Origin of the sequence: Arthrobacter sp. ISL-28, assembly GCF_018613875.1 — a bacterium.
Classification (GTDB): domain Bacteria; phylum Actinomycetota; class Actinomycetes; order Actinomycetales; family Micrococcaceae; genus Arthrobacter.
Genome location: NZ_JAGGPJ010000051.1, coordinates 1 through 12,550, shown reverse-complemented (window position 1 = coordinate 12,550; position 12,550 = coordinate 1). Strand labels below are relative to the sequence as shown.

Here is a 12,550-nt window from a genome sequence, read left to right as displayed (position 1 = left end):
GCCCCCAGCCAGACCACTGGGTTGATAGGCCGGATGTGGAAGCGAGGACTAACGACTCGTGAAGCTGACCGGTACTAATAGGCCGATAACTTACACCACACACTCTCTTCGTGAACGGCATTCAAAAGACGTTCACAGCAGAAGCAGGGTAAAAAGATACACAAGACTGCACGCGTCCACTATGTGGTTCCCAACCAACAAACCCGTTGCTTGCGAACCAACAACTGAATACAACACCACAGCTGGTAACACAGCACAGTTGTAACACCAGATTTCCCACCCCCAGGCCACCGCCCGGGGGACCGGGTACAAGGGTTACGGCGGTCATAGCGTGGGGGAAACGCCCGGTCCCATTCCGAACCCGGAAGCTAAGACCCACAGCGCCGATGGTACTGCACCCGGGAGGGTGTGGGAGAGTAGGTCACCGCCGGACAACCATTACAGCAAGGCCCCGACACCACGTGTCGGGGCCTTCGCTCATTAACACCAAGAGTGAACACCCACCACGGCAACCCCGGGCGAATGGTGAGGGAGCGCCGGCCCAAACCCGGCGAGAGGTGAGGGAGCGCCGGCCAAAACCCGGCGAATGGTGAGGGAGCGTCGGGCCAAACCCGGCGAAAGGTGAGGGAGCGTGGCACAGTCTTCGTCATGGTGGGCACCGGCGGCAAGGCGATGCGCGATGTCCCTCTCAGCCGGTGTCTATTTGTCGCGGCGTGGGGCTCAGATGCGGAGTGTTGGGCCGGGCCGCTAAGTTTCGGCGAGTTCAACCAGCGTGTTGCCGGCGCACCTCAACCTGGCCGTTGTGGATTCGTGCATCGTAGGAAGGCTGCCGGTCCCTGGCCGGACCTCGGACAATGCTCCCGTCCGCCAGGCGGAAGGTGCTTCCGTGCAATGGGCAGGTTACGCAGCCGTCGGCGATCGTGCCTTCCTCCAGCGGGCCACCCATGTGGCTGCACACGCTATCCAGGGCGTGGATACTCATACCGGAGCGGTACAGCAGCATAGTGATTCCGTCGGCTTCCACCTTGCGATGCTCGCCGTCGGACAATTCAGTATGGCCAAGAACCGGCGTCCACTCCGACGGACCTTCCCTGCCCGCTGTCTTGTTGACGTTCACGGCATTGGCATAACTAAGGTGGCCGCCCAGATATCCGCCGAACATCAGAATTCCAAAACCTGCGAGGCCCAGTGCCTTCCCGGCTCCGCGGTTTCCGGCGGCACGAGCTACGGCGGACGAGGTGTAGAGGCAGAGGGCTGCGCTGTTGGCGGCGGCATGGATGAGTCCCGTTCGTCTCTCCTTCCCCTGGGTGTCCGACCAGTCATTAAGCCCGGCCGCGGCAGTGGGCACAGCCGTGGCTATGCCCACGGACACCAGCATGTCAGCTGCAGGCTCGCTGGCTTTGCCACCCAGCGTGTCCAGAAAGGTGGCCATGCCCCAGGCCCCAATAGGCAAATCCGTAAGTATCGGATGGAGCGGATGACCGATGACCGTTCCACTGAGAAGGTTACGGACTGGCCGAGGCTGGACCGCCCGTCCCACCAATTTGGCCAGGGACGAAGCAAGCCCGTCCAATTGATCAAGGCGTTCTATGACATCGACGATGGAAAGCAGCGGGTTCATGGCTTCTCCTCGGTCTGGTCGCGTATTTGGAGTGCTCAGGACTGTGTCGCTATGGATCGATGCCATACCGGCACCGGCTTTGGTGGGCCGATGGACCACAGTGTTCCACCGAGGCAACTGCGCTGACAAGGTGCCGGAACAGAGAGGATCGGTCCCGGGTATCAGCGCTGGTGGGCTTGTATGATCAACTCAGTCGAGCCACCATTCAAAGGACCGTTCATGCCCCAGCGCATCATCGTCATCACCGGAGCGAGCGACGGCATCGGTGCAGCAGCCGCGCGTAACTTGGCGGAGGCAGGGGAGCGAGTTGCCGTCGTCGGCCGTTCTCCGGAAAAGACGAAGGCGGTGGCCGCAGAACTGGGCGCCGATTACTTCGTCACTGACTTTGCCGAGCTGTCGCAGGTGCGGGACCTGGCTGCGGCGCTGAAGGAAAAGTACTCGCGGATTGACGTGCTGGTCAACAACGCCGGAGGCATCATGGGGCAGCGCCAACTGACTCTCGACGGCCATGAGAAGACGTTCCAGATCAATCACTTGGCCCCGTTCCTGCTCACTACCGAACTCATGGATGTGCTCGTGGCCAGTCGCGCAACAGTCATTAACACCTCCAGTGCCGCCAATGCGTTCGGAAACCTGGACCTCGCCGACCTCCATTCCGCCCGCAAGTACTCGACGAACCGCGCCTACGGCACCGCAAAGTTGGCAAACATCCTGTTCACATCGGAGCTTCAGAACCGCTTCGGCGCGGCGGGAATTTCGACGGCGGCCTTCCACCCTGGCGTCGTGGCCACCAATTTTGCCGCGGAGTCGACGAGTTGGATGCGGCACGCGTACAAGACCTTTATCAACCGGTTCCTGCTGACGTCTGAGCAGGGCGCCGACACGCTGGTCTGGCTTGCAACGTCCACGCCCGGCAAGGAGTGGGTGTCCGGGGCTTACTATGCCAAGCGCGCCCTGGCGCAAGCCAACAAGCAGGCCTACGATGCGGACCTCGCGCGGGAGCTGTGGGAGCGGAGCGAAGAGATGGTCAATGCAGGGGAGACCGCGGAAAAGCCAGAGCTCGATCCGCGCTGATCGGAGCTTTTGTACGTCGCTTATCGACCGCGTCGAGTTTCGGTTTCGGCAGGCTCAGCCAGCCGCGAGCCTTCACCGCCGCAGCCGCAGTCCTTCCAGCGCGTCGATCGCGTCCGCTGAGCGGAGGATGGCGATCTCCAGTCCTGTGTCCGGTTCCGGATGTGAGAACAGATAACCCTGCAGCAAGTCGCAGTCCAGATCCGTCAGATAGGCTGCCTGCACGGCTGTCTCGATTCCTTCTGCCGTCACCGTCAGGCCGAGGGAGTGTGCCATGTTGATCATCGAGCTAAGGATGGGCAGTTGTTCCGCGCCCGTCCGGATCATGGACACAAAGGACCGGTCAATCTTCACAGCGTCCACGGGCAGGTCCTGAAGCCGGCCCAGCGACGAATATCCCGTGCCGAAGTCATCGAGGGAAACCCGCACGCCTGCGTTGCGCAGACTCACCAGTTGCTCGATAACGTGCTCGTCCGGGTCGAAGAACACGCTCTCTGTCACCTCCAGCACCAACTGCCGGGGGTCCATGGCACAGGCTTCCGCCAGTGTCAGCACGTTGTCGGCGAAGTCACGGTCTCTGAGCTGCACACCGGAAACATTCACGCTCAGGGAACGTGTCCGGTCTCCGGCAAGCCAGGGCCGCAGCTGGCTGAAGCCTTCCCTCATCATGTGCGTGCCGATGGCGGACATCAATCCGCTGCGCTCCGCCGTCGGAATGAACAGCGCAGGCGGGATCCTCTCGCCGCCCTTATCCCACCGTGCAAGTGCCTCGAACTGTGTCACAGCCTCAAGCCGGGGCGACACAATCGGCTGGAAATTCACGGTGAGTTCATCGTTGTCCACGGCGAGCCGCAGGCTGGCTTCCATATCCGTCCGCTTCACCAGCGCGGTCATCATCTCCGGCTGGAACCGCATGTATCGGTTCTTGCCCGCAGCTTTCGCGGCGTACATGGCCACGTCCGCGTGGCGCAGTAGCTCCGACGCCACCATGGCGTCCTGGCTCATCGACGCGAGCCCCAGGCTCAGGCTGGGCCGCAGCATCGCGCCTTCAATCCAGACCGGCACGTTCAGGGAGTCCACGATCCGTTCCGCTACTTCTACCGCGTCCGGTGAACCCGTGAGGAGCACCACGAATTCATCGCCGCCGAGGCGGGCAACGGTGTCGTCCGGACCCACGCAGGCCCTGAGGCGCCGGGCCACCTCGATCAGCATCTGGTCCCCGGCGTGGTGGCCGAGGATGTCGTTGACCTCCTTGAAGTCGTCCAGATCCAGGAGGAGGACGTCGACGGCGGCACTGTCCTCGCCGTGCAGGGCTTCGGTCAGCTGGTCGTGGAACAGCTTGCGGTTGGCCAGGCCGGTCAACGGGTCCTGAAATGCCATTGCCTTCAGCTGGGCGGCCTGTTCGGCGAGGTCCGCCAGAGCCTTTCGGGCCTGCTCCTGGGCCTTGCGGCGCGGTGTTACATCGCGAAAGCTCCACACCCGGCCGACCACTTTCTGGTCAACCTTCTGGGGACGGGAATACCGTTCGAAAGTCCGCCCGTCATTGAATTCCAGAACGTCGTGGCTTTCGGCGTTGGGATGGGCATATAGCTGGTGGACCTTCTCCAGGAAGCTTGCAGGGTCCGAGAGCTGTTGCAGCACGAACCCCATCAAGGCTGCGTCGTCGTGCGTGGCCAGCAGTTCACGGGGAATGCCCCACATGGACACGAACTGATCGTTGACGCCGGCGATTTCCCCATCGGAGCCAACCACCAGGATGCCGTCCGCTGTCGACTCCAGCGTGGCACTGAGCAGCGACATCGCCTCCCGCAGGCCGGCGTCCGACTCCTTCCGCTGTGCTGTGGTCCGGAAAGTTGCTGTCAGGGACGGGCCGTGCTCGGAAACGAGCAGAGAACACGCCACTTCGCTTGGGAACTCGCTGCCGTCGCGGCGGAGGCCGGAAACCTCGAAGGGCGGATGGACCGAGGTGCCGTCCCCGGAGCTTTGACCGAGACGGAGACTGGCGAAGAACCGCTCGACGCCATCGCGAAAGCCTTGGGCAAGGATAATCCGGTAATGCTGACCGATCAGTTCCTGCCGGGAATACCCGAACATGGCTTCCGCGGCAGGATTGGCCAAGCTGATGGTGCCGTCCTCGGCAATGACCAGCACTGCGTCAGGCAGCGCATCGAAAATTGCCTGGTATCGCTGGCCCGGAACCTCCTGCGACTGTAGGCGCGAGGCAGCGTCCATCAGCCGACCGTCACCGTGCGAGACCACGAATCTTCCATTTGCGTCCTCCCCCTGGGGAAATCATAGAGGCCTCGCCTGATGGGCTCCACCCCCCGGAGGTCTGCCGACGCGCACTCACGTGTCCAAAGAGCGCTCGCACACGACTATTTCTGGGGGAGCACCGCGAATCAGGCGCGGGCGAATCAGACGGTCGTCGGCAGAAATATTGTGGTTGAGGCGGAAGAGATTGTGGGGGTCGTAAACGGTCCTTGATGGCCATGAGGCGCTGATGCTTGTCCTGCCCGTAAGCCCGCGGGCGTCCACGGCTTGGTCGCCCAGTTCGGCGGCCAGGAAGTTTACGTATTCGCCGTGCTCGGAGAACGGCTGCATGAGCGCGTATGCCTTGCGGGCAACTGCGGTTAGCCGTTCGTCTTCGGATGGGTCGCGGCAGAACCCATAGACGTAGGCAGGGTATCTTGGGGCTTTGACGGAAGGAAACCTCATGACAGAGCCTGCTTGGGTCCAGCACGCCATCTGGTGGCAGGTGTATCCGCTCGGCTTCGTCGGGGCCGAACCGGAGTTGGCACCGGAACAGCCGGTGACCCGCCGCCTCGGCCAACTGGTTCCCTGGCTTGACTATGCCGTGGAGCTGGGGGCCTCCGGGATTGCCCTTGGCCCGGTCTTTTCCTCAGAGACGCACGGGTATGACACCACCGACTACTACCGGATCGATCCCCGACTGGGCGATAACGCAGACTTTGACGAGTTGATTGCGCAGGCGCATGCACGCGGGCTGAAGGTCCTGCTCGACGGCGTCTTCAACCACACCGGGCGCGGCTTCGAGCCGTTTCAGCGGGTCCTCGCTGAGGGACCGCAGACGGACACTGCTTCATGGTTCCGACTGACCTGGCCGGACGCCCCATGGGTGCCGGGCAGCGAGCCCGACTATGAGGACTTCGAGGGCCACCATCATCTGGTGGCGCTGAACCACGATGAACCCCGGGTCGCGGCCTTCGTCAGGGACGTCATGAAGCACTGGCTCGGCCGCGGTGCGGACGGCTGGCGGCTGGATGCGGCGTACGCGGTCCCGCCGTCGTTCTGGAAACCTGTCCTGGCCGAGGTGCGCCGCGAGTATCCGGAGGCATACTTCCTCGGCGAATACATTCACGGCGACTATGCCGACGAGGTGAAGAAGAGCACGCTGGACTCTGTCACACAGTACGAACTGTGGAAAGCCATCTGGAGTTCACTCAATGACGGCAACTTCTACGAGCTCGCCGCCGCGCTGGAGCGGCACAACGCGTTCCTGAAGACCTTCGTACCACTGACCTTCGCGGGCAACCATGACGTCACTCGCCTGGCGAGCAAGCTGGACAATCCGGACCTGCTGCCGCTCGCCCTCACGGTACTCCTGACCGTCGGGGGAACACCGTCGATCTACTACGGCGACGAGCAGGCCTTCCGTGGCGTCAAGGAAGACCGCGCCGGAGGAGATGACGCCGTCCGCCCGGCCTTCCCCGCCGCACCTTCGGACTTGTCCCGGGTCGGCTGGCCCGTGTACCACCTGCATCAGGAACTCATCAGCCTCCGCCGACGTAACCCATGGCTCCATGAAGCGCGGACAGAGGTGCTGACCCTCAGCAACGAGCACCTCGTGTTCGAGGCCAAGGGCGACGGCGGCACTCTGGTGGTGGCGCTCAATCTGTCCGATGACGCGGCGCACCTGGCCGTGCCTCGTTGGGCTGAGGGGCTGGTTGCTGGCCGGGGCGAGAAGTTTGCCGGCCGGGACGCTGTGAGTCTGCCGGCCCATGGCTGGGCTGTGCTGGGCACCGCTGGCTGAGCCTGTCGAAACCAGCGGCCTTGATCTCGACAGGCTCAATCAGCGGAATTGGCGGTCAGAGGAATTGGCGGTCAGCGGGATCGCGATCTGCTGGTTGAGCTGGTCGAAACCAGTGAGGCAACCGGCCGCGTGTTCGTTCCCAGCCCGCGCACCATCCAGCCTTCCGTTTCCCATGCCGCAGCATCCAGGACGTTGCGGGCGTCCAGCACCGTCCGCCGTCGTACCAGCTGTCCGATGGCGGCGGGCGACAGCGAGCGGTACTCGTCCCACTCGGTGAGCAGCAAAACGAGCTCGGCACCCTCCAGGGCCCGCGTGGCAGACAGCTCGAAGCGCAGCTGCGGGTAGCGTATCCACGCGTTGTTGATGGCTTTCGGGTCCGTCACCGTCACGTGCGCGCCGGCCGCGGCAAGTTGGAGGGCTATGTCAAGAGCGGGGGAGTCGCGGATGTCGTCCGTGTCCGGTTTGAATGCCGCCCCGAGCACGGTCACCGTTCGGCCGGCCAGGTGCCCATCGCAGAGTTTGCGCGCCAGTTCCACAACCCGACGCCGCTGGCCGGTGTTGATGGAGTCCACAAGTCCCATCCAGTTGTTCACGGATTCCACATCCAGCAACGCGGCTTGCGTCTTCAGACTGCGGATGTCCTTCGGCAGGCAGCCGCCGCCGAACCCCGGCCCGGCATGGAGATACCGGTTCCCGATCCGGGGATCCAAGCCCATCGCCTCGCTCAGCTCGGTAACGTCAGCGCCCGACGCGTCGCACAGCTCAGCCATGGCGTTGATGAAGCTGACCTTCGTGGCCAGGAACGCGTTCGACGCCGATTTGATCAGCTCCGCCGTGGCAAACTCACACACCAGCCGCGGAATGCCTGCGAACAGCAGCGGTGCGTAGACTTCGTCCAGCACGGCGGTAACTCCCCGCGCTGCGCCGGTCCCCGGTTCAAAGGCTGAGGCCTTGCCGCCGCGCACCCCGTACACCAGCCGGTCCGGCACCAGCGTGTCCTTCACCGCCGTGCCCTGGCGCAGGAACTCCGGGTTCCAGCCCAGTAGAATGTCCGGCCGGGCGGCCAGTATTCCGCCGAGCATGTCCACCGTTCCCACCGGCACCGTCGATTTACCGACGACGGCGGCACTGCGGCCAAGGTGCGGAAGGATCGCCTTCGTGGCGGAGACCAGGTAGCTGATGTCCGCGCCGTCCGACGTTTTGGACTGCGGGGTGCCCACGCAGAGGAAGTGGACCTGGGCGTCGGCGGCGTCGGCGAAGTCCGTGGAGAATGTGAGCCGTCCGGTGGAGCGGCCGTCGCGGAGGAGCTCGTCCAGCCCGGGCTCGAAGAAGGGGGCAAGGCCTCGGGCGAGGTCGTCCACCTTGGCGCCGTCGACGTCGATTCCCACTACGGTGTGGCCCATCGATGCGAGCGTCGCCGCGTGCACTGCGCCCAAGTAGCCGCAGCCAATCACCGATATTTTCACAGTGCAGCTCCTTCGGTGGTGCGATCGGAGGTGGCGGACCCTTGATCCGGGCCGCTGGGTGGGCTTGTCGAAACCGGCTGGCGATGGGCGGGGCCGCTGGTTGAGCTTGGCGAAACCGGTTGGATTCCTTGCTCTTGCCCGGCTTGATCGGCGGGGGAGGCGCCTTGATCTCGGCCGCATCGAACGGCCGCGGAGTCAATGACCGCCTGGTAGTGCCGGACCAGCTCCGCGCTGAGAGCAGGCCACGTCCGGTCCTGTACGGAGGCGTGGGCTGCCGCTGCGAACGCACGGCGCTTGGCGTCGTCGCCCATCAGGTCCATGATGTACCGCCGCAGGGCGGCCAGGTCGCCGGGTTCGTACAGCCAGCCGGTGCGGGAGTTTTCCACCAGATCCAGCGGCCCGCCGCGGCCCGTGGCCACCACCGGCACGCCGGATGCCATGGCCTCCTGGATGGTCTGGCAGAAGGTCTCGAACTCGCCGGGGTGCACGAACAGGTCGAAGGAGGCCACCGCCCGCGCCAGGTCCTCGCCCCCAAGGAACCCCACGAACACAGCGCCGGGAAGGGCCCCTTCCAGTGCGGCTCGCTGCGGCCCGTCGCCCACGATGACCAGCCTGGTATTCGGAACATCCGCCAGTACCGCAAGGTCCTCCACCTGCTTTTCCATCGCGAGCCGGCCCACATAGCCGATGATCCGCTCACCGCCGGGCGCCACGGAAGCCCGCCAGCCGCCGTCGCGCTTTTCCGGCGCAAACCGCGCGGTATCCACACCGCGCCGCCACATGTCCACCCGGGGAATCCCGCGGCCGCGCAACTGGTTCAGCGCGATTGTGGAGGGCGCCAGTGTCCGGTCGGCCAGCAGGTGGATGTTCTCTACCCGGTTCCAGGCCCAGTTTTCGAGGAACGGCACGCCGTAGCGCGCCGCGTAACTTGGAACCTCTGTCTGGTAGATGGCGACAGTGGGGATGCCCAGCAGGTCGGCAGCCTGCGCTGCACGCCAGCCGAGTATGAATGGTGACGCCAGATGAACGACGTCCGGCGCGTAATCGGCAAGGATTCGCTTGACCCGATTCACACCGCCCATCGCCACCCGAACGTTCGTATATCCGGCCAGCGGGACTGAGGGGAGCCGGTGCACCATGGCACCGTGGACGACGTCCAGGACATCCGTGTCCGACGTCGACGGCGCAATCACCATCACCTCATCGCCACGCTCCTGCAGATGCTCCAGCACCCGCAGGATGGAGTGCGTAACCCCGTTCATCAGCGGCAGGAATGATTCAGCGACTATTGCGATCCTCACCCCTCCACGGTGTGCGCGGCGTCTGACGCGGCGGGGGAGCAGGCGTGGCCGGAAGGAAAAACTTAGGTTAACAGGCGGTCAGGGTGGCTGGATTCGACGGTCTTAGCCGGCGGTATCGGACTTGAGAATGTCCGGTAGCTCGTCCACATATACCGTTTGGGGCGCTTCAAAGTAGATCACAAGCACTTTCTCCCCGACCGGGTAGACGCTGGTTTTGTCGAATGGGTGGGCATGGAAGGCGCTGGTTCCGCCGCGGACGGGAAGCATCACCTCGCCGATGGTGCCCGGGCCGATCAGTCCAGTGACCCTGCCAATCTTGCCGGTCAGGCTCCGGTCCACATTCCTATGCACTGGGTGGCTTCGGGGATCGTTTGGCTGGGTCCTGGCCATTCTTAAGTGCGGAGGACAGGCGGGGAAGGAACGTGCCGGCCTGGGAGAGGATGCCGCCGACCATGCCGTTGACACCATCCGCTCCGTTCAGGACGGTCATCTGACCAACATGGCCGAACGGTTCCGCGGCAGCCGACACGATTGCCGGCATGTTCTCTGCCAACTGTTGGGCGATCACGGCGTCCTGGTTGGTCTCGAGCGCTTCGCCGCGGGCCTTGATGCCGTCTGCCTCCGCCAGTGCCTTGGCCTTGATTGCCGATGCGGCGGCATCGCCGCGGGCTTTGGTTGCAGCCGCTTCGGCTTCGCCCGTCACACGGGTAGCTCCCGCTATGGCCGCGGCGGCCGTCGCATTGGCCTGCGCTTCGACTTCCACGCGCCGGGCATTGGCCTGTGCTTCAAGCTCGGTCCGCTTCGCCCTCGCTTCCGCGGCGCTGATGTCTGCAGACTTCTGGGCCTCGGCCTCGGTACGCTGCGCGTAGGCCTTGGCGTCGGCGGGTTTGCGGATGGTGGTCTGGAGTTTTTGCTCCTCGCGGTCCGCTTCAAGTTTGGCCACCTCGGTCTCCTGGACCACCACCTGCTGCCGTGCCGTCGCTTCCGCCAGCGGCCCGGCCTGGTCAGCGTTGGCCCTGGCGCGTTCGGCATTAGCCTGGGCAACGGATTGCCTGATGGCGGAGATGCTCTGGGCGTCGGCAATCTGGGCCGCGGCCTCGGCTTCCTTCTCGGCCGCTTCCCGGTTCCTGGTCGCCTCCGCGATGCGGGCCTCCATCTTGACTTGCGCAATGTGCGGTTTGGCGATGTTTTGGATGTATCCGGTGGGGTCCTGCAGGTCTTTTATTTGCAGCGAATCAACAACGAGTCCGAGTTTTTCCATTTCCACGCCGCTTGCGCCGCGGACCTGGGAGGCCAGCTTGTCGCGCTCGCGGATGATTTCTTCAACCGTCATGCTGCCGATGATTGACCGGAGGTGACCCTCGAAGACGTTGTAAACCTGGCTTTCCATTTTGGGCTGCTGGCCGAGAAACCTCCTCGCGGCATTGGCAATAAAGGCGGGGGCATCGCCGATCTTGTAAATGACGACTCCATCCACGATGACCTGGATGCCCTGGGATGTAACGCAGGAGACCTTGAGTTCCGTTTCATTGAGTGTGAGGGACAGAGTCCTGACGGTCTGCAGCCCCGGGACCACGAGAGCGCCCTTGCCGGTGACAATCTTGAAGTCCATCCCGTCCGTCCCCTCGAGCGTTCCGCGTGTCAGACCGGAAATGATCAGGGCTTCGTTTGGTTCCGCGACTTTCCACATCAGCTTTACGGCCAGCCAAACTATCGCGACTCCGGCGAGCACGCCGACAATGACAGCAATAACAGGGAAAAAAGCTGACAGGGCTTCCATGAGTGTGTCCTTTCACGTCATTGAAAAAGGCGAATTTTGGTGCCCCAAACTGTGCAGCGGATACTGCTGAACGGAATGCGGGAACGCATAGCCGCACACCGGATTTCGCCCGGAGCCGGCAGCATTCATACACAGTCTGTCTGGGCGCCCGCGTGAAAGTCCAGCAATTTGATGATCAGGATCGGCAGCGTTTGCCGAGAGGTCCCGGCGCCGGCTGCTGCTAGTGCTGTTCCAGAATCCGGCGGGCGTCCCGCTGGGCTTCGAGCTCCTCCGGGGCTACCGTTTGGCCGGCCAGATATCCGGCCCCGGCCATGAGCCGCCTCAGCTCCGCCACTGTGCGCGGCGTGCCAACTCCCAGGTGCGCCATTGCATGACAGTTGGGGCACAGCGGCACCAGGTCCGCCACGGGGTCCAGCTGGTAGTCGCTGCCTATCTGTGAGGCCGGAACGAGATGGTGCACCTGGATGAAGCCCGCGCCGGCTTCTCCATAGGCGGACTCAAAGGAGAAACCGCAGGCGGCGCAGCTGGCGCCGTGGTGGGCCACGCAAATCCGCTGCGCTTCAAGATTCCGTTCATACCGGTTCACCTGTACCCGGCTTGCGGCTTGGGCCGGATAGCTGCCCGGGACGAGGTCGGTAGGGTCGGACACGCGCGCCGGGCCGAACTCCCGCCACACGTCGCGGACTTTCGGCTCCAGGAGCGGGTCGAGGGTGATGACCGGCTGTTTCATGGCCGCCCACCCGACCTCCGGGACGGCTTCGGCCAGGATCCCAGGCAGTATCTCGTCGCCGGGAGGAAGGAGGGCATCGAAGGCAACAGTGATGCGCCGTGACATGCTGTCCGGCCCGGTGGCATGGGCCTCACCGTGGCGCCCATCGGGGGTCTCAGGGTCGGCCGAGACCACCAGCCCGTGGCCAAGGAGTCCGCAGCGGGTACGCCCTTGCAGCCAGAGCCAAACCTCTGCACCGGAACGGATTTCCTCCTGCACGGACACAGTCCAACTGACCAGGAACTGGCCGGTTTCTATCACCTGCTCGACGGCGGCGGCGTAGTGCCAGCCGTCCCTGCGGTCAGGGTTCCACGCCAGGATGATGGCTTCCATACGCTTATTCTTCCAGTGATCCCGCGGATGCGGACCCGCTGCTCGCTTCCGCCGGGCAGTAGGGTCGAAGCCAACGTCCACGACGCTTCGTCGGGGCAATAAGATCCGGTGACGAACATCCTCGGGACACGAAAAGGCCGCCCCACCCGAAGGTGAGG

The 12,550-nt window shown here is 64.0% G+C and carries 10 protein-coding genes and 1 rRNA gene; 3 read left to right on the top strand and 8 right to left on the bottom strand.

Annotated features, from left to right (window positions below; all coding sequences use genetic code 11):
* Positions 1–316: 316 nt before the first annotated feature.
* A 5S ribosomal RNA gene (rrf, locus tag J7E80_RS22795) occupies positions 317–433 on the top strand.
* A 330-nt stretch (positions 434–763) separates the two neighbouring features.
* Here the strand turns inward: rrf and J7E80_RS22790 are convergent.
* A complete protein-coding gene (locus tag J7E80_RS22790) occupies positions 764–1,621 on the bottom strand; it encodes a Rieske (2Fe-2S) protein (protein WP_215054484.1) in 858 nt (285 codons plus the stop codon).
* A gap of 219 nt (positions 1,622–1,840) precedes the next feature.
* Here J7E80_RS22790 and J7E80_RS22785 point away from each other — a divergent pair, with 219 nt between their 5' ends.
* On the top strand, positions 1,841–2,695 hold the full coding sequence (locus J7E80_RS22785; protein ID WP_215054483.1) for an SDR family NAD(P)-dependent oxidoreductase: 855 nt from the start codon (positions 1,841–1,843) through the stop codon (positions 2,693–2,695).
* A gap of 72 nt (positions 2,696–2,767) precedes the next feature.
* Here J7E80_RS22785 and J7E80_RS22780 read toward each other — a convergent pair whose 3' ends face one another.
* On the bottom strand, positions 2,768–4,924 hold the full coding sequence (locus J7E80_RS22780) for a bifunctional diguanylate cyclase/phosphodiesterase (RefSeq protein WP_215054482.1): 2,157 nt from the start codon (positions 4,922–4,924) through the stop codon (positions 2,768–2,770).
* Positions 4,925–5,038: 114 nt separating this feature from the next.
* Positions 5,039–5,407, bottom strand: coding sequence for a hypothetical protein (locus J7E80_RS22775; protein ID WP_215054481.1), 369 nt, complete (start codon positions 5,405–5,407; stop codon positions 5,039–5,041).
* On the opposite strand from J7E80_RS22775, the gene J7E80_RS22770 reads away from it, so the two are divergent.
* The gene (locus tag J7E80_RS22770; RefSeq protein WP_215054480.1) at positions 5,406–6,743 is read left to right on the top strand and encodes an alpha-amylase family glycosyl hydrolase; all 1,338 of its coding nucleotides are present in this window, start codon (positions 5,406–5,408) and stop codon (positions 6,741–6,743) included. The two genes, J7E80_RS22775 and J7E80_RS22770, sit on opposite strands and share 2 nt — an antisense overlap.
* Positions 6,744–6,814: 71 nt before the next feature.
* Here the strand turns inward: J7E80_RS22770 and J7E80_RS22765 are convergent, their stop codons facing one another.
* From J7E80_RS22765 to J7E80_RS22745, 5 genes are all read right to left on the bottom strand, one after another.
* On the bottom strand, positions 6,815–8,209 hold the full coding sequence (locus J7E80_RS22765; RefSeq protein WP_215054479.1) for a UDP-glucose/GDP-mannose dehydrogenase family protein: 1,395 nt from the start codon (positions 8,207–8,209) through the stop codon (positions 6,815–6,817).
* Positions 8,206–9,510 carry a glycosyltransferase family 1 protein gene (locus J7E80_RS22760; RefSeq protein ID WP_311380929.1) on the bottom strand — a complete coding sequence of 435 codons (1,305 nt, stop codon included), beginning with the start codon at positions 9,508–9,510 and terminating at the stop codon, positions 8,206–8,208. Before J7E80_RS22760 ends, J7E80_RS22765 begins: the two co-directional genes overlap by 4 nt.
* A gap of 102 nt (positions 9,511–9,612) precedes the next feature.
* Positions 9,613–9,861, bottom strand: a complete 249-nt coding sequence (locus J7E80_RS22755) for a hypothetical protein (RefSeq protein WP_215054478.1) — start codon at positions 9,859–9,861, stop codon at positions 9,613–9,615.
* Positions 9,854–11,290: a flotillin family protein gene (locus J7E80_RS22750; RefSeq protein WP_215054477.1), complete on the bottom strand. Its 1,437-nt coding sequence runs from the start codon at positions 11,288–11,290 to the stop codon at positions 9,854–9,856. The genes J7E80_RS22755 and J7E80_RS22750 overlap by 8 nt, the downstream gene beginning before the upstream one ends.
* Before the next feature lie 220 nt (positions 11,291–11,510).
* Positions 11,511–12,392, bottom strand: coding sequence for an HNH endonuclease (locus J7E80_RS22745; RefSeq protein ID WP_215054476.1), 882 nt, complete (start codon positions 12,390–12,392; stop codon positions 11,511–11,513).
* Between the last annotated feature and the right edge of the window lie 158 nt (positions 12,393–12,550).